19 protein-coding genes are annotated in these 26,433 nt (G+C 73.4%); 9 read left to right on the top strand and 10 right to left on the bottom strand.

The features are described 5' to 3' along the window. The first annotated feature begins 520 nt into the window (after positions 1 to 520). Both ACWEN6_RS10595 and ACWEN6_RS10590 read left to right on the top strand, forming a co-directional pair. Positions 521 to 1,540: an NAD-dependent epimerase/dehydratase family protein gene (locus ACWEN6_RS10595; protein WP_452569965.1), complete on the top strand. Its 1,020-nt coding sequence runs from the start codon at positions 521 to 523 to the stop codon at positions 1,538 to 1,540. After that, a complete protein-coding gene (locus ACWEN6_RS10590; protein WP_452569964.1) occupies positions 1,537 to 2,430 on the top strand; it encodes an SMP-30/gluconolactonase/LRE family protein in 894 nt (297 codons plus the stop codon). Before ACWEN6_RS10595 ends, ACWEN6_RS10590 begins: the two co-directional genes overlap by 4 nt. An 86-nt stretch (positions 2,431 to 2,516) precedes the next feature. On the opposite strand, the gene ACWEN6_RS10585 is transcribed toward ACWEN6_RS10590, so the two are convergent. The 10 genes from ACWEN6_RS10585 to ACWEN6_RS10540 form a co-directional block, all read right to left on the bottom strand. Continuing rightward, the gene (locus ACWEN6_RS10585; RefSeq protein ID WP_452569963.1) at positions 2,517 to 3,563 is read right to left on the bottom strand and encodes a LacI family DNA-binding transcriptional regulator; all 1,047 of its coding nucleotides are present in this window, start codon (positions 3,561 to 3,563) and stop codon (positions 2,517 to 2,519) included. Positions 3,564 to 3,682: 119 nt separating this feature from the next. Further along, a complete protein-coding gene (locus ACWEN6_RS10580; RefSeq protein ID WP_452569962.1) occupies positions 3,683 to 4,978 on the bottom strand; it encodes a HAMP domain-containing sensor histidine kinase in 1,296 nt (431 codons plus the stop codon). Positions 4,979 to 5,349: 371 nt separating this feature from the next. Next, a complete protein-coding gene (locus tag ACWEN6_RS10575) occupies positions 5,350 to 5,739 on the bottom strand; it encodes a TraR/DksA family transcriptional regulator (protein WP_452569961.1) in 390 nt (129 codons plus the stop codon). Positions 5,740 to 5,934: 195 nt separating this feature from the next. Further along, entirely contained in the window at positions 5,935 to 6,372 is a 438-nt protein-coding gene (locus tag ACWEN6_RS10570; protein WP_354930904.1) for a Rieske (2Fe-2S) protein, read from the bottom strand. A 123-nt stretch (positions 6,373 to 6,495) separates the two neighbouring features. Next, the gene (locus tag ACWEN6_RS10565) at positions 6,496 to 8,526 is read right to left on the bottom strand and encodes an NACHT domain-containing protein (RefSeq protein ID WP_452569960.1); all 2,031 of its coding nucleotides are present in this window, start codon (positions 8,524 to 8,526) and stop codon (positions 6,496 to 6,498) included. A gap of 194 nt (positions 8,527 to 8,720) precedes the next feature. Further along, positions 8,721 to 9,698, bottom strand: a complete 978-nt coding sequence (gene yjfF, locus ACWEN6_RS10560; protein ID WP_452569959.1) for a galactofuranose ABC transporter, permease protein YjfF — start codon at positions 9,696 to 9,698, stop codon at positions 8,721 to 8,723. Next, entirely contained in the window at positions 9,695 to 10,753 is a 1,059-nt protein-coding gene (locus tag ACWEN6_RS10555; protein WP_452569958.1) for an ABC transporter permease, read from the bottom strand. The genes yjfF and ACWEN6_RS10555 overlap by 4 nt, the downstream gene beginning before the upstream one ends. Next, positions 10,750 to 12,261, bottom strand: coding sequence for a sugar ABC transporter ATP-binding protein (locus ACWEN6_RS10550; RefSeq protein WP_452569957.1), 1,512 nt, complete (start codon positions 12,259 to 12,261; stop codon positions 10,750 to 10,752). Before ACWEN6_RS10550 ends, ACWEN6_RS10555 begins: the two co-directional genes overlap by 4 nt. A 64-nt stretch (positions 12,262 to 12,325) precedes the next feature. After that, a complete protein-coding gene (locus tag ACWEN6_RS10545) occupies positions 12,326 to 13,315 on the bottom strand; it encodes an ABC transporter substrate-binding protein (RefSeq protein WP_380829351.1) in 990 nt (329 codons plus the stop codon). A 695-nt stretch (positions 13,316 to 14,010) separates the two neighbouring features. Then, positions 14,011 to 14,499, bottom strand: a complete 489-nt coding sequence (locus ACWEN6_RS10540; protein ID WP_452569956.1) for an SRPBCC family protein — start codon at positions 14,497 to 14,499, stop codon at positions 14,011 to 14,013. Positions 14,500 to 14,785: 286 nt separating this feature from the next. On the opposite strand from ACWEN6_RS10540, the gene ACWEN6_RS10535 reads away from it, so the two are divergent. The 7 genes from ACWEN6_RS10535 (at position 14,786) to ACWEN6_RS10505 (ending at position 26,415) form a co-directional block, all read left to right on the top strand. Beyond that, positions 14,786 to 16,930, top strand: coding sequence for a hypothetical protein (locus ACWEN6_RS10535; protein ID WP_452569955.1), 2,145 nt, complete (start codon positions 14,786 to 14,788; stop codon positions 16,928 to 16,930). After that, a complete protein-coding gene (locus ACWEN6_RS10530) occupies positions 16,920 to 19,043 on the top strand; it encodes a TOMM precursor leader peptide-binding protein (protein WP_452569954.1) in 2,124 nt (707 codons plus the stop codon). The genes ACWEN6_RS10535 and ACWEN6_RS10530 overlap by 11 nt, the downstream gene beginning before the upstream one ends. Before the next feature lie 103 nt (positions 19,044 to 19,146). Next, positions 19,147 to 20,970, top strand: a complete 1,824-nt coding sequence (locus ACWEN6_RS10525; protein ID WP_452569953.1) for a SagB family peptide dehydrogenase — start codon at positions 19,147 to 19,149, stop codon at positions 20,968 to 20,970. A gap of 72 nt (positions 20,971 to 21,042) precedes the next feature. After that, positions 21,043 to 21,222, top strand: coding sequence for a hypothetical protein (locus tag ACWEN6_RS10520; protein ID WP_354835813.1), 180 nt, complete (start codon positions 21,043 to 21,045; stop codon positions 21,220 to 21,222). 206 nt (positions 21,223 to 21,428) lie between these two features. Continuing rightward, positions 21,429 to 24,062 carry a lantibiotic dehydratase gene (locus tag ACWEN6_RS10515; protein ID WP_452569952.1) on the top strand — a complete coding sequence of 878 codons (2,634 nt, stop codon included), beginning with the start codon at positions 21,429 to 21,431 and terminating at the stop codon, positions 24,060 to 24,062. Between the two features lie 155 nt (positions 24,063 to 24,217). Then, positions 24,218 to 25,273 carry a lantibiotic dehydratase C-terminal domain-containing protein gene (locus ACWEN6_RS10510; protein ID WP_452569951.1) on the top strand — a complete coding sequence of 352 codons (1,056 nt, stop codon included), beginning with the start codon at positions 24,218 to 24,220 and terminating at the stop codon, positions 25,271 to 25,273. Beyond that, positions 25,261 to 26,415 carry a thiopeptide maturation pyridine synthase gene (locus tag ACWEN6_RS10505; protein WP_452569950.1) on the top strand — a complete coding sequence of 385 codons (1,155 nt, stop codon included), beginning with the start codon at positions 25,261 to 25,263 and terminating at the stop codon, positions 26,413 to 26,415. The genes ACWEN6_RS10510 and ACWEN6_RS10505 overlap by 13 nt, the downstream gene beginning before the upstream one ends. The last annotated feature ends 18 nt before the right edge of the window (positions 26,416 to 26,433 follow it).

Genomic DNA, 26,433 nt, shown 5'->3' with positions numbered 1-26,433 from the left:
CCTGAGCCGTGCTCCCACGACGCGCCGGGCCCGATTCGGGCCCGGCGCTTCGCTTGTGCGCCGTCACGCGGGTGCTTCCGCAGAGGCGTACGGGCCTCATCGGCGGACGACGCGACCGGCCTCCGATCGAAAGTTCTTCGAAACTGCCGGCGCGGCGTAACGTCACGCGTGGCCGGGCCGACCGCCGAGAGCGCCGTCCTCCTGGCGTTTCGCCGAGGTCACCGCCCTTGACGTTCGCCGACCGGGCGTTCTACGTTGGGGCATCGTGCCGTCGATGTTTCGGGCAGTTTCCGAAAGTTCTCCAACCACATCGGCCGTTGTCTCTCTGACCGCTCTGCTCGAAGGAGCCACCGGTGCCATTCGGTACACACCGATCCAGAGCGTTCCCTCGCCGTGCCGCTGGAGGAGATCGGTGTCCGCGACGACGTCCGGCTGACCGGCGTCGCGGGGAACGGGTTCGAGGCCTGGGACGCGGGGAGGCCGCGGGGCCGACCGCGATCCCGCAGAGCGGGAGCCCGGCATGAAGGTCCTCTATATCGGGGGCACCGGCACGATCAGCTCGGCCTGCGTGGCCGAGTCGGTGCGCCGGGGCCAGGACGTGAGCGTCCTCAACCGGGGACGCACGGCCGGGCGCCGGCCCCTGCCCGAGGGCGTCACCTCCATCATCGCCGACGTGGGCGACGCCGGCTCCCTGCGCGGCGCCCTCGACGGTGAGACCTTCGACTGCGTGGTCGACTTCCTCGGCTTCGACGCCAGGGACGCCTCCGCGGCGGTCGAGCTGTTCCAGGACCGCACCGGCCAGTACGTCCACATCAGCTCGGCCTCCATCTACCACAAGCCGGTGCGCCGTGTGCCGACCGTGGAGTCCACCGCCCGGCGCAACCCTTACCTGGCCTACGCGCGCGACAAGATCGCCGCGGAGGACGTCCTGCGCCGCGCCTACGACGAGCGCGACTTCCCGGTGACGATCGTGCGGCCGTCGCACACCTACGACGACGCCCAGCCGCCGCTGCCCGGCGGCTGGACCGCCTGGGACCGCGTCGCCCGCGGCGAGGAGATCGTCGTACCCGGCGACGGGACCAATCCCTGGACCCTCACCCACGCGCGGGACTTCGCCGTCGGCCTGGCCGGCCTGGCGGGGAACTGGCAGGCCATCGGCGAGGACTTCCACATCACCTCCGACGAGGCGCTGACCTGGAACGAGATCTACGACGTCATCGGCAGGACCGCCGGGACGCCGGTCCGCCCGCTGCACCTGCCCTCGGAGTTCCTGCCGGTCGTGGCCCCCGACTGGTTCTGGTCGGAGCTGATCGTCGGCGACCTGTCGCACAGCGCGGTGTTCGACAACACCAAGATCAAGCGCTTCGTGCCCGCGTTCCACCCGACGGTCACCTGGCCGGAGGGAGCGCGCCTCCTGGCCGGGTGGCGCGCCGCCCACCCCGGCGAGACCCGCCCGGACCCGGCCACCGACGCGATGCTGTCCCGGCTGGTGGAGGCGCACCGCCGCGCCATGGCGGCGGTCGCGCCGCCCGCGCCGTGACGCCCCGGACGGGCGGCGACCTGACCGCCGAGCCGTGGCTGCCGGTGTCCGGCGTCCACTGCGAGGGCGTGGTCTGGGACGACGCGGAGAACCTGGTGCGGTTCGTCGACATCCCGCGCGGGCGGCTGTTCGAGGCCGACGTCGCGACCGGCGCCGTCTCCTTCGCCGACCTGCCCGCCCCGGTGACCGCCGTGCACCCCACCTCCCGCCCCGGGACGGTCCTGGTCGCCGACGGCGCGGGCATGGCTCTCGCGGCGCAGGGCGAACTGGTCGAACGGCTCGCCTCGCCGCTGGCCGACCGGCCCGAGATCCGGATGAACGACGGCAACGTCGACCCGGCCGGGCGGTACTTCGCCGGCAGCATGGCCTACGACACCGCGCCGGGCGCGGCGAGCCTGTACCGCCTGGACCCCGACCGGTCGCTGCGCACCGTCCTGACCGGGGTCACCATCGCCAACGGCCTCGACTGGTCGCCCGATGCCGCCCTGTGCTACTTCGTGGACAGCCCGACGCGCCGCGTCGACGTGTTCGACTACGACGTGACCACCGGAGAGCTGTCCGGCCGGCGCGTCTTCGCCGACACCTCGGCCCTGCCCGGCGTGCCGGACGGGCTGACCGTGGACGCCGAGGGCGGCGTGTGGGTGGCCTTCTACGGCGGCTCGCGGGTGTGCCGCTTCAGCCCCGGCGGCGCGCTGGACCGCACGGTCACCGTGCCGGTGCCGCAGGTCACCTCCTGCTGCTTCGCCGGACCCGGCCTCGACCTGCTGGTGATCTCCACCTCCACCGAAGGGCTCTCCCCCGATGAGCTGCGAGATCTGCCAGGCGCCGGCGCGATCTTCCGAGCGGAGCCCGGATGCCGCGGCCGCCTGCCGAACAGGTTCGTGATCTGACCTGACCGAGAACTCGCCGGCCGCGGTGGGATCGAAACCCGGGTCGGGCCGGACGAAACTCCCGGGCGTGCGGTGTGGAGCGGCGGTCAGGGAGCCGGGCGGCGGACCGGCGGGGCCGTGCTCGCTCGCACGACCAGCTTGGTGGACAGCTCCACCCGGCCCTCGGGGACCCCGCCGCCGTCCTGGTGGGCGAGCAGCGTGCGGACGGCCAGGGCGCCCAGCTCGGCGATGGGCTGGCGCACCGTGGTCAGCGGCGGCGTGACCCACTGCGACATCGGCACGTCGTCGAAGCCGACGACGCTGAGGTCGTCGGGGACGCGCAGGCCCCGCTGCTGGATCGCGGCGTAGACGCCGAGCGCCTGCTCGTCGTTCGCGGCGAAGACCGCCGTCGGCGGGCCGGGCCGGTCGAGCAGGGACAGGGTCAGCCGCAGTCCGGAGGCGTAGTGGAAGTCGCCGTGCTCGATGAGCCCTTCGTCGGCCGGGATGCCGGCCCGCTCCAGCGCCGCCCGGTAACCGGCCAGGCGCGCCTGGCTGCACAGGAAGCGCATCGGCCCGGTGATCAGCCCGATGCGGCGATGGCCGAGGTCGATCAGGTGGCGGGTGGCGGCCAGCCCGCCGCCCCAGTTGCCCGCGCCGATGGAGGGCAGGTCGGACTCGCCGTCACCGACCGGGTCGACGAGGATCGCGGGCACGCCGAGCCTGACGATGCGCTTGTGGTCGGCCGCCGACAGCTCCGACAGGGCGAGGATGATGCCGCGCGGCGCGCGGCCGGCGATGTCCTCCAGCCACTGCCGCCCTCGGCCGGGGCCGCCGTCCAGCACCGACACCACGATCGCCGCCCGCGACGCCCGGGCGGCCTCCTCCGCGCCGCGGATCATCTCGGCCGCCCAGGGAGTGCCGGCGTCGTGGAAGAGCATCTCGATCAGGCCGGCGGGCCTGACCGCGGGCACCGCCCGCTTGGTGCGGGTGGTGGGGACGTAGCCGCGCGCGGTGAGCATGGCCTCGATCTGCGCCCTCGTCGACGGAGCCACGTCCGAACGGCCGTTGAGTACCTTCGAGACGGTCGCCCGTGACACCCCCGCCTCGGCGGCTATGTCGGCGACGGTGACCCGCCGTTCGATCGAGTGAGACACCAACGCTTGCTCCATCGCCGAAACTCGGCCTCGTTGTCGTGGTCACCATCGTACGGGGCTCCGAGCACCCGGACCCGGCGCTCGCCCGTTCGACGCGAGCCTCCCGTGACGGTGGCGGGTCACCGTTCCAGTGCCGGGAGCCGCAGGACGAACCGGGCGCCGCGCGGGGAGTCCTCGATGCGCAGCGTCCCGTGGTGGGCCTCGGCGATCTCCCGTGAGATGGCCAGCCCCAGGCCGCTGCCCGCGGGGTCGCGGCGACGGCCCTCCTCAAGGCGGGCGAAGCGGCCGAAGACGCGTTCGCGGTCCTTCGGCGCGATGCCGTCCCCGTCGTCGGTGACGACGAGCCGCGCCTCTCCCTCGGTCGCGCACACGCTCACGCCCGCCTCGGTGCGGGCGTGCCGCTGGGCGTTGGTCACCAGGTTCTCCACCACGCGCATCAACTGGACCCGCGAGCCCGCCACCCACACCGCGCCGCCGTCCCGGACGCGCACCGGGACCTTCCACACCCGGACGCCGACGACCTCGTACACCATGGCGGTGAGGTCCACCGGTTCGTGCGGCGCGGGCTCGGCGGCGCGCAGGCGGGCCAGCACCAGCAGGTCCCCGACGATCGCCTCCAGCCGGTCGGTGGTCGCCAGGGCCGCCCGCATGGCCTCCTGGGGGTCGACGTCCTCGGGGTGGCTGAGCGCCTCCTCCAGCCGCACCCGCAGGCCGGTGATCGGGGAGCGCAACTCGTGGGAGACGTCGGAGGCGAAGCGGCGCTGCTGCTTGACGGCGATCTCCAGCCGGGAGAGCGTCTGGTTGGCCGTCACGGCGAGCGTGGTGATCTCGTCGTGGCCGGGCGGCAGCGGGACGCGCCGGCTCAGGTCGGTGCCGGTGATCTCCGACATCCGCTCGCAGATGGTCTGCACCGGGCGCAGCGTGCGGCCGAGCATGACCCAGGTGATCCACCCGACGAGCCCGAGGATGGGCAGGCCGGCGACCGCGATGCCGTAGTCGAGTTCGCTGGTGGCGAGGATGGCCGGTTCGGGCACGCCCGCGTAGACCACCGGGGAGTCGGCCGCCGGGGAGACGCGGATCGCCATCAGCATCGCGCATCCCTCGTCGCCCGTGCACTCGGTGAGGTTCTGGAACCGGTCGTCGGCCGGGGGGCGCAGCGTGCTGAGCGGCGGCCTGCCGGAGACGGCCCTGCTGGCGTGCAGGACGCGCCCGGCGGCGTCGACGACCTGGATGAGATCGACCGCGGCGGACGCCGGGATGACGCGAGGCACCGCGCCGTTGCGCACCGCCGCGCTCCACTGGCTGGCGACACGCTTGGTGGCCTCGAAGGTGTCGACCTCGACCTTGTAGCGGATCGCCGCATCGATGCTCGCCCCGCCGATGGCGACGAAGACCGCCGACAGCGCCACGGCCATCAGGGTGCACCTCGCCCGGATCGACCGCGGGTGCGTCAGGCGGCGCCACATCATGTCCCGGTCCAGGCCATGGCGCCCGAGGAGCACGCTCACCAGGAGCGGCGCCGGTGGGCCGGCTCGGCCGGCGGACACAGTGGGGAGACGGGCCGGGACTGCGGCGGGGAGGACATGTCGTGGACGCTCCGATCAGGACGTTCGCCGGCGACGGGGAAGGCAGGTAAGCCTCTGACCTGCACCAACGGTACGGCAAACTGGAGCGCTTCCAGGAAAAAACTTGTTCAAGCTCACGAAGGAGCCCGGCATGGCCCGCGCCCGGCAGGGCGTCCCCGATGGTGTCGCCGGCGCGTTCCGGCCGCCAGGGGGCGACGCCCTCAGCGGTGGGCGGTGGCGCAGGGAACGCAGGACTTCGCCGCCGGGCGGACCTTCAGGCGTTCGGGGCTGATGGGGCGCCCGCAGCCCTGGCACACCCCGTAGTCGCCGTCGCGGAGCCGTGCCTGGGCCGCGTCCAGGTCGGCGAGGTGGCTTCGCGCCTGGTCGAGCAGCGCCTGGACGTGGGCGCGCTCGAACGCCGTGGACGACCCCTCGGGATCGTGCTCGTCGTCGGTGGCCACCAGGGCGGAGGACTCGACGATGCCCTCCCAGTCGCGCAGCAGCGAGGCGACGCGCGCGGTGGTCCGCTCACGCTCGGCGCCGAGGAGATCGCGGAGGGCCGCCCGCTCGGCGCAGGACAGGGCGGTGCCCTCGGGCCGCTGTGCCGCCATGTGGCCTCACCTCCGCCACCACCCTACGCGGCCGCCCCGGCCCCACCCGGAGACCCGATGCCCCATGCCGGCCCGCGGGCCCGATGCGCGGCACCGCCTGAGGACCCGATGCCCACCGCCCACAGGCCCGCGCCCCGTACCGCCCGAGGACCCGGTGCCCGGCGCCGGCCAGGGGCGGGGCACCGGGTGCGGCCGTCACTTCAGGCGGATGACGCCCTTGGAGACGGTGATCCTCTTGCGCGGGAGGGGACGGTCGGCCGGGCCGCGCGCCACGGCGCCGGTCGAGATCGAGAACCTGCTTCCGTGGCACGGGCAGTTGATCGTCCCGCCGCTGACGCTCGCGACCGCGCATCCCTGGTGGGTGCACTTGGCGCTGAAGGCGCGGAACACCCCCTTCGCGGGCTGGGTGACGACGTACTTCCCCTTGATGATCTTCCCGCCGCGAACCGGGATGTTCTTGGTCCTGGCGAGCACCGCGCCCGCGGTCTCGCCGGTCGCGTCCTCGCGTGAGGCCGTGCCCGCCGACGCCCTCGCCGGTCGCACGCCCATCAACGCCAGCACGGCGGCGAACCCGCCCGCCACGCTCCGCACGATCACCGAACGGCGCGTCGCGCCCGTCTCGTCAGCTCGCATGCCGACCTCCGCTCCTGGGGGTAAGGGAGACTCCTCCCCCGGAACGTACAGGCGCGGGACGCGGTTCGGGCCCCGGCGCGCCGTACGGAACGCGGGTCACGGTGAGCCGTGCGGGGCCAGGGGTCAGGGGGCCGGGAAGCGGGCCAGGTAGTCCTGGAGTTCACGGTGCCGGAACTGGTAGGCCACGCCTGCCACGCGAAGCAGCCCCGCGTCCTCATGACACCAGTGCAGGAACCGGCCAAGGCGCCAGGGCAACCGGCCACGCGTGCAGAGGATCAGCATCAGATAACGCGTCACCGCCCGGCGACCGGCTTGGACGAACCAGACCCAGACCAGAGGCGAGAGGAGCCAGAACAGCCCGTTCGTGAAACTGCCCATGAGCCAGTACCACATGAGCACGAACAGCAATGCGGCCTGTAGCCCGAGAACAAGTGAGCATGCGAGGTCGTTGCGTATCGGATCCCGGGGATCCACCACCCTTCCGGCGCCGGGGCTCAGTAACCAGAATCCGAGCCCGCCCACGATGACGGACGTGAGTCCCCCGGCGAGGCCGGGCGCCCACCCGCGGCTGAACCCGACCACGAGCCCGAGAACCGCTCCGGCCACGAGGCCGGAGATGGCCCCGCCCACGAGTTTGCGGTGCCCGAGAGGCGTTCTCATCCGCGGAAGTTCGATGCGCCAGGGTTCGGGCCACCGGACGCCCATCACACGGGTGAGCACCCAGGCGCCGATGAAGGCCAGCGTCAGCCGATGTGGCACGTGGAAGGCGAACAGCACCACCGCGAGGAACACGAAGGTGGAGACACCGGCGAGTGATTGCGCGAGGACGCGCGGGCGATCACCGGCCAGGGGCCACAGTTGGTGCAGGACCAGGTCGGTGCCACTGAGCACCCTTCCGGCGAACGGCCCCTTCTCGGCGTTGCCGTTCAGATAACGGGCCAGATGAGCCAGCCACCTGTGGATCTGATCCGGCGAGTAATGACGGGGATTGCGGCCGGCCGCGTCGGCGGCGGTGGTGGCGGCGGGAATGTACGCGGCCAGCAGATGGCGGCCGATCTTGGCGGGGGTGTCGAGATCCGGTGCCGTGAGTTCGGCGGGGTCACGCAGGTAGGCACCGGTGACCGGATCGAGCCGCCTGTAGACGGTGACGGCCAGTGTGAGCCGCCAGGGGGTGTCCAACGCGCGGGCCAGGGCGCCGTCGGGGTGGAAGTCCAGCGCGTCGAGGACCGGCCCCCATCGCACCAGGTCCTCGACACCCACCCGGGTCTCCAGGAAGGTCTGCGCGGTGCCGGTGTCCACGGGCTCGATCCGGATGTGGGCGGCGTCCTGGGCCCGGACCCTCACGTGCGCGTCATCCAGGGCGGCATACTGGTCGGTGCGGCAGGTGAGCACCACCTCCATCTTGCCGAGGCCGTCCTGAGCGGAGTTCAGCGCACGCAGGGCGTCAGCGGCGCGGGAGGTGTGACCGGGCGCGCCGATGTCCATCTCGTCCAGCCCGTCGATCACCGGGAGTATGCGTCCCGCCTTCACCAGGGCGGCGGCGGTACGTCGCGGCATCCGGAAGACCGTGACCAGGTGAGCGGCCACCCACGCCTGTAGCGAAGTGGCGGTGTCCCACTGCGTCGCGGACAGGCGGACCGGGACCCGGTCTCCTGGGGCAGGGGCGGCCAGCAGTCCCAGGAGCAGGCGCAGGGCCAGTACCGTCTTCCCCGCCCCGGCCGCACCTGTGATCACCAGCCGCCCGGGCCGCAGCCGCCGGTAGTACTCCACCACCTCGGTCAGGCACCCCGACGGCCGGACCCCGCCGGCCTGGTGGGCGCGGGTGGGCAACAGCACGAACCGCACGTCGATGGGTTTGTCGGCCTGGTCGTCGTCGCCCAGCAGTTTCCTCAGCTCACCGGTCTCCGCGCCTCGCACCTCGACGGCCAGCCGCCTGGCCCAATGGTCCAGGTCCATTTCACTGACGCGCTGCGCCCGCACCGCCAGCCAGACCGACACCACGGTCAACGCCAACCCCGACAGCCCGATGACCGCGCCGATCGGGTCGACGTCTCCGAGCTTCATCCGCGGCGACCCCGAGGCCGCCGCGGCCCCGATCACCAGCAGACCGCACACGGCCGCCCACACCGGGCCGGGCCCACGCTCCCATCTCATGAACGACCATCGTCGACGGGAACCAAGGCCCGTTCCCCTGACCTCCGGCGAATGTGACCAGAGTGCGATGAACGCGTGACACCGCCGCTCGCCGGCCGTCCGGACGGGCCGGGAGACCACATGCCGGCGCGCACGCGCCGGCATCAGGGACGGCCGTTCCGCGCGTCACGCCGCGGCGCCCGCCGGCTCCGCGGTCACCGCCTCCTGGCCGTGATCAGGCGCTGCATCAGGATGAAGACGAACAGCAGGAGCCCGATGACGATGCGCGTCCACCAGGAGCTCAGCGTGCCGTCGAAGCTGATGATCGTCTGGATCAGCCCGAGCACCAGCACTCCCAGCACGGTGCCGAGCAGGTAGCCGGTGCCGCCCGTGAGCAGCGTGCCGCCGATCACCACGGCCGCGATGGCGTCGAGTTCCATGCCCACCGCGTGAAGGCCGTAGCCGGACAGCATGTAGAACGACAGCAGCAGGCCGCCCAGGGCCGAGCAGAAACCGCTGATCGTGTAGACCGCGATCTTCGTCCGGGCCACGGGCAGGCCCATGAGCAGCGCCGACTGCTCGTTGCCGCCGGTGGCGTAGACGTTCCTGCCGAGCCGTGTGTAGTGCAGCGCGTAGGCCGCGACGGCCACCACGACGACCGCGATCACCACGCTGGGTGAGATCCACAGGTCGCCGAAGTTGATCTGCGTCTGGGCGAAGGCGGTGAAGGTGGGGTCGTCGATCGGGATCGACGCGGTACCGATCGTGTAGCACAGGCCGCGCGCGAGGAACATCCCGGCGAGCGTCACGATGAACGGCTGGATCTCGAAATAGTGGATGATCGCGCCCATGCCGAGGCCCAGAACCGAGCCGATGAGCACCACGAGCACCATCACCGCCCAGGGTGACCAGCCCTGCTTCAGCAACGTCGCGGCGACCATGGTGGAAAGCGCCACCACCGAACCGACCGACAGGTCGATGCCGCCCGTCAGGATCACGAACGTCATGCCGACCGCGACGACGAGCAGGAACGCGTTGTCGATGAAGACGTTGAGGATGACCTGCCCGGTCGCCAGCCCTTCGTACCTGATGCCGCCCACGACGAACATGGCGGCGAACAGCGCCGCCGTGACCAGGACGGGGACGTACTTGCGCGGCACCGGGGACGAACCCAGGACTGTCGCGATGGTCATGCCGTGACCCTCACCTTCTCTTCTGCCACCGGAGGCGCCCCGGCGGGCCGGCGGCGGCGGTGGAAGACCTTCGCGCGGAAGGCCGGGGACTGGATCAGGCAGACGATGGTGACCACGAGCGCCTTGAACAGCAGCGTCGTCTCCGGCGGCACGCCGATCGAGTAGATCGTCGTGGTCAGCGTCTGGATGATGAGCGCGCCGATCACGGTGCCGCCGAGCGAGAACCGGCCGCCCGACAGGGACGTGCCGCCCATCACGACGGCCAGGATCGCGTCCAGCTCGATCCACAGGCCGGCGTTGTTGCCGTCGGCGCTGGAGACGTTCGAGCTGATCATCAGCCCGGCGATCCCCGCGCACAGTCCGCAGAAGGTGTAGACGGTCAGGATCACGCCGCGTGCCCGGATGCCGGCCAGCCGGCTGGCCTTGGCGTTGCCGCCGACCGACTCGATGAGCATGCCGAGGGCGAGCCTGCGGGTGAGGAACGCGGTCAGCGCCAGCACCGCGAGCACGATGATGATCCCGAAGGGCACCGTGAGCCAGTAGCCGCCGCCGATCAGCTTGTACGGCGAGCTGTTGATCGTGATGATCTGGCCGTCGGTGATGAGCTGGGCCAGGCCGCGGCCGGCGACCATGAGGATCAGCGTCGCGATGATGGGCTGGATCCCGACGCCCGCGACGAGCAGGCCGTTCCACGCTCCGAGCACCAGTGACAGGGCCAGGGCGATGCCGACGGCCCCCATCACGCCGCCCACGGAGTTCTGGTCGCGAAGGTCGCTGATCTGCAGGCAGGCGAGGGCTCCGGAGATCGCGACGACCGAACCCACCGACAGGTCGATGCCGCTGGTCGCGATGACCAGCGTCATGCCGAGCGCCACCAGGATCAGGGGCGCGCCGAACCTGACGATGTCGATCAGACTGCCGTAGAGGTGGCCGTCCTTGATCTCGACGTTGAAGAAGTGGTCGGTGAAGACCAGGTTGAGCAGCAGCAACGCCACCAGGATCGCGACGGGCCAGAACAGGCGGTGTCTGAGGAACGGTCGCAGGTTTTCGGTCATGACGCGCCTCCGCTCGCGATCGTCTCCGTCAGGGCGTCGGTGGTCAACCGCTCGTCGTTCTCGACCTCGGCGACGAGTCTGCGGTCGCGCAGCACGGCCACCTTGTGGCTGAGCCGCAGGACCTCCTCCAGTTCGGCGGAGATGAACAGCACGGCCATCCCCCCGTCGGACAGCTCGGCCACCAGGCGCTGGATCTCGGCCTTGGCGCCGACGTCGATTCCGCGGGTGGGCTCGTCGAGGATGAGCAGGCGAGGCTCCAGGATCAGCCACCGGGCCAGCAGCACCTTCTGCTGGTTGCCGCCGCTGAGGTTCCTGACCGGCAGCTCAGGTGCGGCGGGGCGGATGTTGAGCGCGGTGATGTACTTGCCCACCAGCTCGTCCTGCCTGCGCCGGGGGATCGGCCGGGTCCAGCCGCGGGCGGCCTGCAACGCCAGGACGATGTTCTCCCGCACGGTGAGGTCGGGCACCAGGCCCTCCTCGCGCCGGTTCTCCGAGCAGAACGCGAACTTGCGGTGGATCGCCGCCCGGGGGCTGCGCAGGTTGACCGGCTCGCCGTCGATGCGCAGCGTTCCGGTGCCCGCGTGGTCGGCGCCGAACAGCAGCCGGGCGATCTCGGTGCGCCCGGAGCCGAGCAGCCCGGCCAGGCCCACCACCTCGCCCTGGTGGATGGTCAGCGTGAACGGCTCGATGGCCCCGGTGCGGCCCAGGCCGTCCGCCTCCACCAGCCGCGCGCCCTCGCGCGCCGGCGGCCTGCCCTCCAGCCGCTCCAGGTCGGCGAGCTCGCGGCCGATCATCTTGCCGACCAGGTCCACCTGGCTCAGCTCGCTCGTGAGGTGCTCCCCCACGAGCCGGCCGTTGCGCAGGATCGTCATCCGGTCGGCGATCTCGTAGATCTGGTCCAGGAAGTGTGAGACGAACAGGATCGCGATGCCCTGCTCCTTCAGCCGCCGCATCACCCGGAACAGCTGGGCGACCTCGCTCGCGTCGAGGCTGGAGGTGGGCTCGTCGAGGATGAGGACCCGCGCGTCGATGTCCACCGCCCGCGCGATGGCCACCATCTGCTGCACGGCCAGCGAGTACGCCGACAGGGGGGCCGCGACGTCGATGTCGAGGTCCAGGCGGCCCAGCAGCTCGGCGGCCCGGCGCCGCATCTCCTTCCACCGGATGCGGCCGAGGCGGCGCGGCTCACGGCCGATGAAGATGTTCTCGGCGACCGAGAGGTTCGGGCAGAGGTTGACCTCCTGGTACACGGTGCTGATGCCGGCCTGCTGCGCGGCGAGCGGGCTGGAGAAGGCCACTTGGCGGCCCTCCAGCTCGATCTCGCCGGCGTCGATGTCGTATACGCCGGTGAGCACCTTGATCAGGGTGGACTTGCCGGCGCCGTTCTCTCCCATGAGGGCGTGGACCTCTCCGGGCAACAGCCGGAAGTCCACCCCGTCCAGCGCCTTCACGCCGGGGAATTCTTTCCCGATCCCCCTCATCCGCAGGATCGGCGCGGGTGCGTCCATCAGGCGCCCCTCTCCTCCTCAGCCGGCGGGCCGCCCCGGTTGGACGGGGCGGCCCGGCGCGGTATCAGTACTTGCGCTCGGGGAGCGCCTGCTTCGCCTGCTCCTGGGTGAAGGCCGTCTCCTCGGTAACGACCCGGGCGGGGACCTCCTCACCGGCCAGGACCTTCTTGGTCAGGTCCATGAGTTGCGGGCCGAGCAGCGGGCTGCACTCGACGATGTAGTTGATCTTTCCGTCGGCCAGCGCCTGCATGCCGTCGTGGACCGCGTCCACCGAGATGATCTTGATGTCCTTGCCCGGCACCTTGCCCGCGCCCTCGATGGCCTCGATCGCGCCGAGGGCCATGTCGTCGTTGTGCGCGTACAGCACGTCGATCTTGGGGTTGGCCTTGAGGAAGGCCTCCATGACCTCCTTGCCCTTGGCCCGGGTGAAGTCACCGGTCTGCGAGGCGATCACCTTGAACTTGGGATCGGTGACGACCTGCTCGAAGCCGGCCTTGCGGTCGTTGGCCGGGGCGGAGCCCGTCGTGCCCTCGAGCTGCACGATGTTGACCGGGTCCTTGCTGTCCTTGTACTGGTCGACCAGCCACTGCCCGGCCTTCTTGCCCTCCTCGACGAAGTCGGAGCCGAGGAAAGTCTTGTACAGGCTCTTGTCGGGGGAGTCCACGGCCCGGTCGGTCAGGATGACCGGGATCTTGGCGTTCTTGGCCTCCTTGAGGATGGTGTCCCAGCCGGACTCCACCACCGGCGAGAAGGCGATGACCGACACCTTCTGCTGGATGTAGGAGCGGATCGCCTTGATCTGGTTCTCCTGCTTCTGCTGCGCGTCGGAGAACTTCAGCTCGATGCCCGCCTCCTTGGCGGACTCCTGGATCGACTTGGTGTTGGCCGTGCGCCAGCCGCTCTCCGCTCCGACCTGGGCGAAGCCCATGACGATCTTTTTGTCGCCCGAGCCGCTCGTGCCGGCACTGTCCGTGCCGCCCGAACCGCTGCCGCACCCTGCCATGACCAGCGTCGTGACACCGGCCAGCACCAGTGCCGAGATCTTCTTATACACGGGGGGTTTCCTTTCTGGATGTTAACGCTAACACGGCGAAACCGCGTCAACCATGCGTGTAACTCCCATGGACGGCCGGCATACGATCGCCGCATCCCTCCTGGCCACGGATGACGGAACAGATCACGTCGCGCTCACCCGCGCACGGATCCTCCGCCCCGGCGGGCCGGAGAAGCACGTCGATGCCGTGCCTGCCCACGGCCCCGAGTTTCTGCATGACGGTCGTGAAAGGAGAGCTCGCGGGCCCGTGAACCCGGCCCGCGACGCCGCCCGGTGCGAAACGCCGGCCGCCTTCGCCATGTCCACCATGACGGACGGGCGGCACCCGGCGCTTGGTCCCACCGGCTACTCCTCTCAATCGGCCTGGCACGACTGTGAGCGTTAACAGCACTTGTCGTCAAGGTAACGCCGGTCACGGTCTGATCACACCGAAACGGCCCGTCGGGGCGGGTCGTATTCGGCGGCCGATCGCCCGATCGGGGAAGTGCCGACATGCGCGGATCGGCGGGTGAGCCAGACGGGCGAAATCCACCAAAAAGGACGAAACAGGGAGGACCGGCGAGGAAAAGGCCCGGTCACCGGCATTGCCGGCGCCAAGGCCTCCACGTTCCGCCGCTCGGCGCCGACCTTGTCCCCCGGCGTCCCCCGGCATCCCTGGCGTCCCCGGCGCGCCCGGCGTCCCCCGCGCGCCCGGCCTACTCGGCGGTCGCGCCGGGAGCCGGGGACCGGCCCTCCTCGACGAGCGCGGCGAGCTTCGCCAGCGCCATCCGCGCCCCCATCTCGTTGTCGGCAGGGGGCACGCCGTCGGGGATCCCGTCGTGCGTGATGACGACCTCGGTGCCGCCGCCGGCGTCGGCGAGCGTCGTCGTCATCGTCATGGTGCCGCGCAGCGAGGGATCGCCGGTCTCGAACTCGAAGACCTCCACCGTGCGCTCGTCCGGAACCAGCCGCGCGAAATGGCCGTGGTAGGTATCGGTGTGCGAGGCCGATTTGCCGGTCGGCCCGGGCGCATCATAGGTGAGCGAAATCCGGAATCCCCCGCCTTCCCGGGCGTCGAACTCGTGGACGTGGCTCCTCATGCCCTCCGGCACCCGCCATTTCGCGATCGCCTCCTCATTCACCAGCGCCTGGTAGACGGCCGACCGGGGCGCGTTCACGTGCTGAGAGACCTGCGTCGAGTACATGGGCCGACCTTACTCGGCCTCCGAATTCCCCCGATGCGGCCGATCGTCCCACGTAGCACCATGGATGATGTTTCGGGGACGAGTCACGCGCCCGATGCCGACACGAACCCAACAGCGCCCGCATACCGTCCAATACCGACAAATCAGACAGACCATTTTCCATGTACTTCCGATAGGGAACCGTGAATTACGGCTCACCCCTATCCGAAATTCGCGCGATTCTACACATGATGGGCAACGTGCGGAAGATTTACATTTCGGTCATAGGATCTTAATATTGGGACCCATGGGAGCGCTCCCACGCGCCGATATGGCGATGCGGCCACGGTTGTCGGACGACGTGCGTTTCGTCGAGAGTCCGGACGGGGTCTACGTGCACAGCGACTACGGAGCATGCGTGCTGCGGGGCCGCCAGGCGTACGCGTGGCTCAGCAGGCTCGCCCCGGCGCTCACTGGGGAGCACACCCTGGCCGAGCTGACCGAGCGACTGCCGGGCGACAAGCGCGACATGGTGGAGAACCTGGTGCGCCGGCTGGCGGAGCAGCGGTTCGTCGTGGACGCGCGCCGCTCGCGGCCGCACGGCCTGACCGAGGACGAGCGCCGCGTGTACGCCGAGGAGATCGCCTTCATCGGCTACGTGCTCGACTCCCCGGAATGGCGGTTCGAGCGGCTTCGCGGCTCCCGGCTGGTGCTGGCCGGCGACGGGCCGCTGCTGACGGCGTTGCTCGCCGCGTGCGTCGGCACCGGCTGGCGCCGGATCAGCGTGGCCGGCCCCGGCCCCGCCGCTATCGGCCGGACGGTGGAGGAGGCCCGCCGCGATCCCGCGCAGGAGGTGCGGATCGTCCCGGGCGCGTCCCTGCCCGACGTCATCGCCAACGACGCCGACGTCCTGCTCCAGGTGAGCACGGACCTCGGCGCGCTCGCGCGGACGGCCCGCGGCTGCGAGGCGGCCGGCATCCCCGCGGGCCAGGCCCTGGTGCGCCCCGCCGAGGTGTGGCTCAGCCAGGTGGGCAGGCCGTCGGTGACGGCCGTCGAGTCCGGCTGGCACCGGCTGGCCGCGCTGCCGGCCGCGACCCCGGCCGCATCCGGCGAGAACCTGCTGGTCGGCCCGCTGCCCGAGGTCGTCGCCGCCATGCCGGCCCTGGCCTGTTTCTCCCACCTGACCGGCCTGGACGCCGTCGGCGCCGCCCCCGAGCCCGCGCTCACCCGGGTCGACCTGCGCAACCTGGACACCTTTCCGCACCGGTTCGTCCCCCATCCTCGTGTCGTCACCCGGCGGGCCCGTGGCCCCGAGGCGGCGCGGGCGCTGGCCGAGTCCCTGGCGTCGGCCGCGGCGGTCGGCGCGGGCGAGCTGCCGGACCGGGCGGCGGAGGCGATCGACTCCCGGCTCGGCCTCATCGGCGCGCTGGACGAGGAAGGACTGGCGCAGACCCCGCTCCCGGTCTGTCAGGCGACGGTCTCCGACCCGCTGGGCGCGCTGCCCGGGTGGGCGCCGCCCCCGCAGGTCGTCGGATGGGGCGAGGACCGCCGGACGGCGCGGCTGCGCTGCCTGCTGGCCGCGCTCGCCACCTACGGCGTCCTCGCCGCCGCGGACACCGACGGCCCGCACACCGCAGACCGGGACACCATGAGCCGGGACGCCATGAGCTGGGACGGCGGAGGCCAGGACGGCGGGAACGAGGACGTCCCACGCCGGGACGCCGAGCGTGAGGACGTCGCAGGCCGGGACGCCAGGGGCGGGGACGTTGGAGGCCAGGGCGTCGTGTGGGGGGTGGAGCTGCCGGAGGGCCGGCCGCGCGCGGTCCCCGTGGCGGCCCTGCGGCTCACCGGGACCGGCATGCTCCGAGCCCCCGAGGGCACCGGAGCCGGCCTCACCTGGCCGGAGGCGCTCGCCGCCGGACTCCGCGCCCACGTCGAGTCCTTGCTGGTCGCCCGCCTGACAGGAGGCACCGCGGGCACACCAGGCGCGCCCTCCGACGTGACGACCGACTTCGTCGCCGGCCCGGCGGTCGACCCGCCGGCCGGTCTGCTGTCCGATCCGGTGGCGGGGGCCCTGGCGCGCCGGCTCCGGCTGGCCGGGGTGCCGCTGGACGTCCGGGACTGCACGCCGGTTCTGGGCGTGCCCGCGCACGCCTTCACCGTCCCGGGCGGGGCGGTGCTGGTGTCGGCGGCGGCCACGGCACAGGCCGCCCTGCGGGACGGCCTGGAGCGGCTGCTGCTGGCCTGGCAGTCCCGTGCCGAACGGCAGAGCGCGTACTCCGCCGCGCGCCCCCTGTGGGCGCCGTCCGGCGACCCGGAGGAGGCCGTGCGGGTGATGACGCGGGCCCTGCGCGCGGCCGGCAGGGTGCCGGTCGCGGTGCCGCTGGACGGCGACCCCGAGGCGTCCCGGCTGCTCCCCTTCGTCACCCAGGTCGTGCTCCTTGACGACTGACACCGCCCCGGCGACCGCGCCCGCCGAGCCTCCTGGTCCGGTGACCGTGCAGGGAACGGGCAGGCTGTACGCGGCGATCCGCTCCCGCCTCATGGCCGCCGGTCCCGCCGGTCCGCGCGGCCGGTCCGATCTCGCGGCCCCCTCCGCCGATCTGTCGGACACCGGCGATCTCTCCGGACCCACCGGCCTTCCCCGTCCGGCCGGCCTTCCCCGTCCGGCCGATCTCTCCGGCGCCGCCGATCTCGCCGGTCGTGCCGCCGGCCGTGGGGTGGGGGCGATCGTCATCGCGACCGACGCCGATGACGTCCGGTCCTATCCCGCGGTGGCGCGGCGGGCGGCCGAGCAGGATGTGCCGTGGCTGCCGGTCCGGGTCGACGCGGGATGGGTGCTGATCGGCCCGGCGGTGCGCCCGGCCGCCCCCGGCTGCCCGACCTGCGTCGCGCGGCGGCGCGCCGGCAACCGGCCCGACGCGGTGGGACGCGACGCGCTGCGCGAGCGGCACGGCGCGGAGCTGGACACCCGGCCCTGCGCCCTGCTCACCCCGCTCCTCGCCAGGACGGTGGCGGCGCTGGTGGCCGACGAGGCCGACCGGCTGCGACGCGACCCCGCGTCCGCGCGGACCGCCGGCGCGCTGCTCAGGATCCACGTGCCGACGGGGCTGGTGCGCCGCCACGGGTTCCTGGCCGACCCGCTGTGCCCGGATTGCGGCGCCAGGCCGGACGACGGCCCGCACGCCGGCCGCTACATCCCCGAGCCGGCGCCAAAGCCGCACCCGGCGTCCTTCCGCGTCGGCGGCATCAGCGGCAGGGCGGCCGAACTGGAACGGCGGTTCGTCGACCCGGAGACCGGGATCGTTCAGGCTCTGGTCGCCGAGGAGCGCGGGGGCGGCCCCATGGCGGTCGCCCGGCTCAGCCCGGCGCGGACCGCGCACGAGAGCCACCACGGGTACGGCCGCAGCGACGACTTCCCCTCCGCGCGGGCGACGGCGATCGCCGAGGCCCTGGAGCGGATCGCGGGCATCCATCCGCGCGGCAGGCGGACCGCCGTGCGCGCCGCGTACGCCGACCTCGCCGGCCGCGCCCTGGACCCGCGGACGCTGGGCCTCTACCCCGACGGCTGGTACGACCAGCCCGACTTCTGGTTCACCCGCTTTCATCCCGAGCGGCCCACCGCATGGGTGTGGGCGTACTCCTTCCGCCGCGACGAACCGGTGCTGGTGCCGGAGAGCTACGCCTACTTCGGGCCTCGTCCGGCCGGCGACCTGGGGTTCGCCTACGAATGCTCCAACGGGTGCGCCCTCGGCGGCAACCCGGCGGAGGCGATCTTGTACGGGCTGCTGGAGGTGGCCGAGCGGGACGCGTTCCTCACCACCTGGTACGCCCGGATGCCCATCCCGCGTGTCGACCTGGCGTCGGCGGCCGACCGGCGCATCCCCATGCTGGCCCAGCGGGTGCGGGACCGGCTCGGGTACGACGTCCACGCCTTCGTCGCCATGCTGGAGCAACAGGTGCCGGTGTTCTGGGTGATGGCCGTCGAGGCGACGGGCCGGCCGGACCGGCCGCGGGCGCTGTGCGGCACCGCCGCCCACCTGTCGCCGGAGCGGGCGCTGCGCCGGGCGCTCGACGACCTCGGCCCGATGCTGGAGGGCCACATCGAGCGATACGACCCGCGGGAGGCGGCCCGGCTGGCGGCCGACTCCGGCGAGGTGCGGCTGCTGGAGCACCATCCCCTGCTGTACGGCCACCCCGAGGCGTTCGGGCGCCTGGGCTTCCTCCCGCTCGACGGGCCCGCGCTCACGGTGGCGGACGTCACGGCCCGGCTGGGCTGGCCCGAGCACGACGACCTCACGGCGGACCTGGCCGAGCTGGCCGGGCGCTACCTGGCGAGCGGGCTCGACGTCATCGCCGTCGACATCACCTCTCCCGAGGCGCGGGCGGGCGGCTTCTCCGGCGCGAAGGTCATCGTGCCGGGGGCGATGCCGATGACGTTCGGGCACCGGCACCGCCGCACCCACGGCCTGCCGCGGCTGCTGTCCTTGCCCCGGAGGCTCGGCTACCGGGACGACGACCTGCGGCCCGACGAGCTGAACCCCTACCCTCACCCCTTCCCCTGACCACGGCCAGGCCTCGACCACCGCACCAGCACCAGGAATGCGCGCACCGACAGTCCGCACACCAGGAGTTCGCAGGACCGGCGAAGGAAGAGAGGCAGACCGGATGCACGGCACCACGGCGACGGGCGCCCCCGGCGACGCCACCCGCCTCTACCTGGCCGCGATGCGGAACCGGGGGCCGCTGTCCATCGACCGCGCCAACGCCCCCACCCGCCACAAGCGGTACCCCGACGCCGAGCGCACCGTCCTGCCCTGGGCCACCCGGCACGACGCACCCCTCGACCCGGCCGGTGAGGGGGCCACCGGAGACGACACGGCCCTCCACCCGCCCGGCCGGACCGACCCCCGGAACGGCCCCGCGCTCGACCTGGTCGGCGAGTTGCTGCGGGAGCTGCTCGGCGTGGCCAGACTCGTGTGGTCGCACGAGTTGGACGACCTCGGCGATCCGCTCGGCGGGCCGCCCATGCTCCTCGTCGGCCGTCCCGCGCCCTCGGGGGGCGGGCTGTACCCCGTCGAGGCGTACGTCGCGGCCGGGGAGCCGCGCGTCCCCGGCCTGCCCGCCGCCCTGTACCACTACGACCCGGTGCACCACGCTCTGGAACAGGTGCGGCAGGGCGACCACATCCCGGCCCTGAGCGGCCTGCTCGCGGATCCGGCGACGCCGGACGTCACGCTCGTGCTGTCGGCGGTGTTCTGGCGGTCGATGTTCAAGTACGGCGACTTCGGCTACCGCCTGATCTGCCAGGAGACGGGCGTCCTGCTCGCCCAGGCGATGGCCGTCGCCGGGCGGCTGGGCATGACCGCCCGCGCCCGCCTGCGTTTCCCCGACGCGGACGTCGACCGTCTGCTCGGCCTCGACGGCGCGCGCGAGGCCACGCTGGCCGTACTCGCGCTCACCCTGCCGCCCACCGCCGCATCAGCGGCCTCATCGCTCTCGGGCTCGGACGACGCCGCGCCGCTCTCGCCCCCGCGTCCGTCCCAGGGGCAGGTCGCGCCGCTCTCGGGAGCGGTGGCGAAGGAGAGCACGCCGCTCCCCCTGCCGATGCCCGAGGGTCCCGCCGCCGGCCTGCACCGCGCCGGTACGGCCGGCCTCCGCCCCACCCCCTCCCCCGGCACCGTCCCCTCTCCCGGGGCCGCCCCGGCATCCATGGACGCGCCGTCCCCAGGTCCCGCACCGTCCTCGGCTCCCGTACCGTCGCCCGATGCCGCCCCGTCCCGCGGGGCGAGCCGGTTGCGGCCGCGTCCGCCGGTGGGGACGGGGGCCGCCATCCCGCTCCCCGAGCCCGCGCCCGGGGTGCGCCTGGCGGCCGGGGTGCCGCGCCGGGCGTCCCCGACGGCCGGGTACCGGCCGGTCGCCCTCCCGGGAGGCGCGCTCGGCGCGATCATGGTGGCCGCGGCCGGCGGCTACCCCGCCGACCTGCCCGATGCCGAGGAAGGGCCCGCGGCGACCGCCCTGTGCCTGCTGGCCCTGCGGGTGGACGGACTGCCCCCCGGCGGGTACTGGTACGACGCGGAGCGGCGGGAGCTGGTCGAGGTCGCCGGCGCGGAGCGGGTGGCCGCCGTGGCCGGCGCACGCCTGCTGCCCAACACCCGCGTCGCGCTGCGCGGGGCCGCCGCCGCGCTCGTCCCCGTGGGCGACCCGCTGGCGGGCGCCGGCCTGTTCGGCGACCGCTGGTACCGCCTGCAGCAGATCGAGGCGGGCCTGGTCGTCCATCGCGCGGCCCTGGCCGCCGCCGCGCTCGGCCTGGCCGCCCGCATCCATTCCGACGGCGCCAACGACACCACCGACGAGGTGCTCGGGATCGCCGCCACTCCGCTGCGGAGCCTGTCGTTCCTGGCGACGGGCACGCCCCTGACCGGCGGGCCGCTCCTGGCCCGCCAGATCCCGCCCGGCGCACGCGAGGAGGTGACGCCCATCCCCCGATGACGGCCGTGACCCCGTGGTCCGCGGCCGGTACGCGATCGAACCGCAAATGATCTTTCGCAGAAGGAGAACGACATGTCCAACAACAACCTGAACCTCGACCTGCGCGGTCTCGAGGTCGACTCCATCGACGTGCTGTCCGCCGACTCCATCGTCGTGGAGGGCCACGGCACCATCGAGACCGGCGCCTCCTCCTACACCGGTTACTGCTCGTCCTACCTGTCGGCCACCAGCTGCTGGGCCCCCGAGGCGTAGAGCGGCAGGGCACGACCGAATATCAGGACCGGTGAGCCCACGGGCCCGCCGGTGAGATGAGCAGGGCCGAGGGCGCCCACTCCACGGGCGCCCTCGGCCCCCCGGCGAACCACACGAGGAGCGCGTTTCCGTTGACCCACGTAGCGCAGTCCGCCCCCGCAGGCGGGGGCGGCGACCCGGTATGGCTCGCCTGTCGAGATTATGCCGTGTCGCCGGTCTTCGCGGTCCGCGTCGCGGGCCTGTCCCTGGCGGGGCTGGACCGGATGCGCTGCACCCGCACCTGGGAGCTCGTGGACGAGCTCGCGAAGATCTCGGCGTGGCTGCGCCGGGAGGGCGCCGAGCTGTCCGCCCCGCTGCACGAGGTGATCGGCGGCGCGGCGGGCGGGCCGCTCAAGCCCGGTCTGGTCGCGCTGCGGCGCGCGGTGTTCTCCGGGCGCCGCCCGTCCGGCCGGGCCGTCTCGGCCGAGGTGCTGGCCTCCCTGCCCGAGGAGCTCGCCGCGCGCGTCAGGGAGTGGACCGCCCGCAGGGACCGCGCGGACGCGCTGCGCGACGCGCTGCCCGCCGTGCTGGCGGAGGAGTCCCGGGAGAAGGTCGCGCTGCTGCGCGAAGCGGTCGCCGACGACGGCTTCCGGCGCGGGCTCTCCCAGGGCAGTGCGGTGCTGGCCGCCCGCCTCGACGCCTGGCTCGCCGGGCCCGCCGACCGCCCGCCGGACCGGCAGGAACTGCTGCGGCTGGCGAAGTACCTGGCGAGGGCGACCGTCAAGACCAGCCCGTACGCCACGTTCACCCTCAGCGGGCTCGGCCGCTGGACGGCGGGCGGCCCCGCCGTGGAGACCTGCGGCGAGCCACTGTGGCACGAGGTCGCCGAGCTGGACCGGGCCGTCCTGCGCCCGTTGTGGGCCGCGCTCGCCCGGCATCCTTCCGTGCGGCGGCGCGCGCGGCTGCGGATCAACCCGTCGGCGGCGGACGGCGGCGGACGGGTCTGGTTCCTCGGCCCCGGACCCACCGAACCGCTGTCCAGCGTGCCGGCGAGCCCCGGCGTGCGGCAGGCGCTCGGCTGGGTGGGCGAGCACCCCTTCCCCACGATCGCCGACGCCCCCGGGATCGAGCCGCTGGTCGACGCGGGCCTGCTTGAGCTGGTGCCCCCGTACGACGAGCAGTCGGCCGACCCTGTGGGACGGCTGGCGTCCTGGCTCGCCGAGGACGGGGCCTCACCACACGCGGCGCCCGTCGGCCGGGCCGCCGAAGCCCTGCGGCGGCTGCCCGGGCACCCCGCCGCCCCACGGCACACCGGCCGCCCCACGGCGCCGCCGCCGGCCGCCGGTCCGGAAGGCGGTTCGGAAGGCGGTTCGGCCGCCGGTCCGGAAGGCGGTCAGGAAGGTGATCCGGCGGCCGTGGTGCGGGAGGTCCTGGAGGAGGTGCTGCCGACCGGGACGGGCGGGCCGTCTCTGCCGGCCAAGAACCTGCTCTGGCACAGCGCCGTCATCCCCGGCGTCGCGGGACGGCTGGACGCCGCGGCCTGGCGCGGGGTGTGCGACGACCTCGACGCCGTGCGCGGGCTGATCGGCCTGTTCGATCCCGACCTGCCCGTCAAGATCGCCGCCACCGCCTTCTTCCTCGGCCGGCACGGCGCCAGCGGGCGGATCCGGGCCCTCGACCTCTACCGCGAGGTGCACGCGGCGACACCCGGGACCGGCGGCGCGCTGCTGCGCGAGATGCTGCGCAACCCGGTGGCGGTCCCGCGCGCGACGCCGGGCGAGCAGGCCCCGCCGGGCCTGCGTGAGCTGTCGGAGCTGCGGCGGCGGTTCTGGGACCTGGCCGGGGCCGGCCCCTCGGCGCGGGAGGCCGTGGTCGATGTCACCGCCGGCCGCCTGTCCGGCTTCGCCGCCTCCTGGCCGCGCTTCGTCCGGCCGCCCGGCTCGATCTGCTGCTACCTGCAGGCCGTGCCGGACGGGCCGGACGGCGTGCGCGCCGTCGTCAACTCGGTGTCCGCCGGATACGGCCGGGGGCTGTCGCGCCTGCACCGGCTGGTCACGCTGGCCGGCGGTGACGCCCCGCCCGCCGCGGAGCTGCGGGCCGCTCAGCGCGAGGTGCTGGTCGCCGAGTGCCGGGGCCTGGTGGGCGGCGGGCTCAACGTGCGCCCGGCCACGGCCGACCTGGCTGTCGACCACCCCTTCACGGCCGGGGACGCCGGGCTGCCGCTCCTCGCGCCCGCCGACCTGACGGCCGTCTACGACCCCGTGCGGGATCGGCTCGCGCTGCTCGACGGCGAGGGCCGCGCCGTACGGCCGGTCCACCTCGGGATGACCGCCCAGCACTGGCTGCCGCCGTGGTTGCAGTTCCTCGTGCGGGCGTTCGGCGAGCCTTCCGTCGCGATGGTGCCCGGGTGGGTGTTCCGCACCCGGGGCGATACGCCGGCCGAGGGCGAAGTGGAACGCTGGCCCCGGATGGACGTCGGGCGGGTGACGCTCGGCCGGACGGCCTGGCGGCTGCGGGCGGGCGAGTTTCCTGTGCCGGCCAAGGGCGAGGGCGAGGCGGCCTATCTGCCGCGGCTGGCCGCGTGGCTGGAGTCGCACGGCGTGCCCCGCCGGTTCTTCGCCCGGGTGGTCGGTCTCGGGGACGGTCTGCTGGTGGGGTTGCTGAGCAAGGACCGCAAGCCGATGTACGTCGATGTGACCGACATGCTGCTGCTGACCGGGTTCCTACGTTCGCTGCGCGACCCGGAGGCGCTGATGGTGCTGGAAGAGGCCCTGCCCGACCCGGCCGACGCCCCGCTGTACGGGGCCGGGCGACGCGTCACCGAGTACGTCGTCCAGCTCTCCGAAGGCCCCGGCCGATGACCGGAACGCGGACGGGCCCGGAGGCGGGGACAGGCCCGGAGGCGCCGGTGGACCGGGAGGCGCGGGCGGGCGGGCGGACGCGGATGGGCGCGGACGCGCAGCCGGGCTCGGGAGCCCCGGCAGGTGCGAAAGCGCAGGCGGGAGTGGAGGCGCGGATGGGCGGAGAAGCGCCGGTGGACGAGGAGGCGCGCGTGGACCGGGAGGCGCCTGTGGACGGGGAAGGGGAGGCCGCCGGCGGCTGGGTGAGTGCGCATCTGTTCCATTTCGGTGACATCGACGCGCTGCTCACCGGGGTGGTCGCGCCGGTGGTGCGGGAGGCGGCCGCCGACGGCCCGGCCTACCGGCACTTCTTCCTCCGCTACTGGGAGGGCGGCCAGCACGTGCGGCTGCGGCTGTGGGTCCCCGACCCCTCGCGGGCCGCGCACGTCCGCGACCTGGTACGCGAGCGCGCGACGGCCTACTTCGCCGCGTCGCCCTCTCCCCCGGTCGACGCGGACGCCTACCGCGCCTTCGCGGCGACCGTGGCCAGAGGCGAGCGGCGCGAGCGGTACGACGAGCGGCTGCGCCGCCCCGACTCGGTGGAGTTCATCGCCTACCGGCCCGAGCACGACGCCTACGGCGACAACGCCTGCGTGGCCGCCGCGGAGCGGCACTTCGCGGTGTCCAGCGCGCTCGCCCTCCACGTGCTGGAGGCGGGCGCGGCGATGGAACGGCGTGCCGCGATCGGGCTGGCCGCGCTCACCATCGTGCTCGCGGCCTGCGAACCCGACCTGCCCGCCGCCGCGGGCAGGTTCGCCGCCGCCGCCGAGGAGGCGAACCGGCGCCCCCGGACCCCGGGCGGCGAGGACGACTGGCTGCGCCGCGGGGACGCCGTGCTGGCCCAGACCCGCGCGCTGTGGGCGTTGCCGGAGCCGGGCGAGGGCCTGCTCGGCACGTGGGCGTCCTCGGTGCGCGCCCTGCGCGACGACCTCGGCGCGCTGCGCGCCGCGGGCAGGTGCGCCCCCGCGGACCCCGGGTCCCCGCACGCCTTCCTGGCCATGGCGGTGCCGCCCGAGCGGCGCACGGTGCCGCTGATCCTGCTGCGGTGCGCCCACCTGTTCCACAACCGGCTCGGTCTGCGCGCCGGCACGGAGCACCACGTGTCCTTCCTGGCCGCCCGCGCCCTCACCGCCCTGGCCGGCCGTTCCGACTCCCGGAGGTGGTCCCCCTGACCGGCTCGCCCGTGAACGAGGCCCCGGCCTGGCACTGCGCGCACGTCTACTACCACGCCCCCGACAAGGACGGCCTGCTGCTGGACGCCGTGCGGCCGCTGCTCGACGGGCTGCGCGGCCGGGTGGAGGCGGCGTACGTGCTGCGCCACTGGAGGCAGGGCCCGCACCTGCGGATCAACGTCAAGGCCGCGCCGCGGGTGTGGCGGGAGGTGGTGCGCCCGCGCATCGACGAGGTCGTCGGCGCCTACCTGCGCGAGCATCCGTCCACGACCGTGCTGGACCCGGACCAGAGCCTGACCCGGCACCGCCTGATGGCCGTGCGGGAGCAGGAGCACGGGCCGCTCACGCCGTGGCCGCCGGACAACTCCATCCGCGACGCGCCGTACGACTCGCGGCGGCACGTGCTCGGCAGCGAGGAGGCGGTGGAGCTGCTCACGGCGTTCTACGCCGACAGCACCCCGCTGTTGTTCGCCATGCTCGACCATGTGCGCGCGGGCGAGGACGGCAGGCTCGGCCTGGCTCTGAGCCTGATGCTGACCGTCGCGCACACCTCCCACCCCATCGCCCGCAGCTACCTGTCGTACCGCATGCACGCCGAGGGGTTCATCACCTGGGCGGCCGACCCCGACGCCGCGCGCGCCGGCTTCGAGCGCGACTTCGCCCAGCGGCGGGAGGCGCTGACGGGCCGGGTGCGGGACGTGGTCGCCGCGCTGGACGACCCGGCCGCGCCGCCCGTTCCGTTCGTGCGGGAATGGGCCGCGCTGCTCGAGCGCTACCGTGCCCGCGCCGGCGCGCTGATGGACCAGGGACGGCTGCCCCAGCCGATGACCCGGCCGGGCGAGGCGTTGGAGGCCCGGCTGGGCGACCTGCCGGTGCCGCGGCGGGAGCCGGGCGAGCTGCAGCGCCTGATCTTCGACAGCGCGGCCTACCACGAGGCGGTCTTCACCGACCCCGGCTTCCTGCGCTACCGGGTGCTGCTGAACTACACCTACCTGCACCTCACCCGCATGGGCCTGACCCCGCTGGACAGGTTCCGGATGTGCCACCTGCTTGCCGACGCCGTGGAGGAGGTCTACGGCGTCTCCGCCCTGGACTCTCTGCGCAGATTCGCCGCCGCCCGCGAGCCGCGCTCCCAGGTGTGACCGCCCGGGACCGCCGGC

The sequence above is a fragment of the Sphaerisporangium sp. NPDC004334 genome, from assembly GCF_053602655.1.
The sequence above is the reverse complement of the archived record's forward strand: the minus strand, read 5'-3'. Positions and strand labels throughout refer to the sequence as shown.

Bases quoted from the DNA above. Each gene is read 5' to 3' on its own strand.
- ACWEN6_RS10595 (WP_452569965.1), top strand. From the start codon at position 521: ATGAAGGTCCTCTATATCGGGGGCACCGGCACGATCAGCTCGGCCTGC.
- ACWEN6_RS10580 (WP_452569962.1), bottom strand. From the start codon at position 4,978: ATGGCCGTGGCGCTGTCGGCGGTCTTCGTCGCCATCGGCGGGGCGAGC.
- ACWEN6_RS10575 (WP_452569961.1), bottom strand. From the start codon at position 5,739: ATGGCGGCACAGCGGCCCGAGGGCACCGCCCTGTCCTGCGCCGAGCGG.
- ACWEN6_RS10570 (WP_354930904.1), bottom strand. From the start codon at position 6,372: ATGCGAGCTGACGAGACGGGCGCGACGCGCCGTTCGGTGATCGTGCGG.
- ACWEN6_RS10565 (WP_452569960.1), bottom strand. From the start codon at position 8,526: ATGAGATGGGAGCGTGGGCCCGGCCCGGTGTGGGCGGCCGTGTGCGGT.
- yjfF (WP_452569959.1), bottom strand. From the start codon at position 9,698: ATGACCATCGCGACAGTCCTGGGTTCGTCCCCGGTGCCGCGCAAGTAC.
- ACWEN6_RS10555 (WP_452569958.1), bottom strand. From the start codon at position 10,753: ATGACCGAAAACCTGCGACCGTTCCTCAGACACCGCCTGTTCTGGCCC.
- ACWEN6_RS10550 (WP_452569957.1), bottom strand. From the start codon at position 12,261: ATGGACGCACCCGCGCCGATCCTGCGGATGAGGGGGATCGGGAAAGAA.
- ACWEN6_RS10540 (WP_452569956.1), bottom strand. From the start codon at position 14,499: ATGTACTCGACGCAGGTCTCTCAGCACGTGAACGCGCCCCGGTCGGCC.
- ACWEN6_RS10535 (WP_452569955.1), top strand. From the start codon at position 14,786: ATGGGAGCGCTCCCACGCGCCGATATGGCGATGCGGCCACGGTTGTCG.
- ACWEN6_RS10525 (WP_452569953.1), top strand. From the start codon at position 19,147: ATGCACGGCACCACGGCGACGGGCGCCCCCGGCGACGCCACCCGCCTC.
- ACWEN6_RS10520 (WP_354835813.1), top strand. From the start codon at position 21,043: ATGTCCAACAACAACCTGAACCTCGACCTGCGCGGTCTCGAGGTCGAC.
- ACWEN6_RS10510 (WP_452569951.1), top strand. From the start codon at position 24,218: ATGGGCGGAGAAGCGCCGGTGGACGAGGAGGCGCGCGTGGACCGGGAG.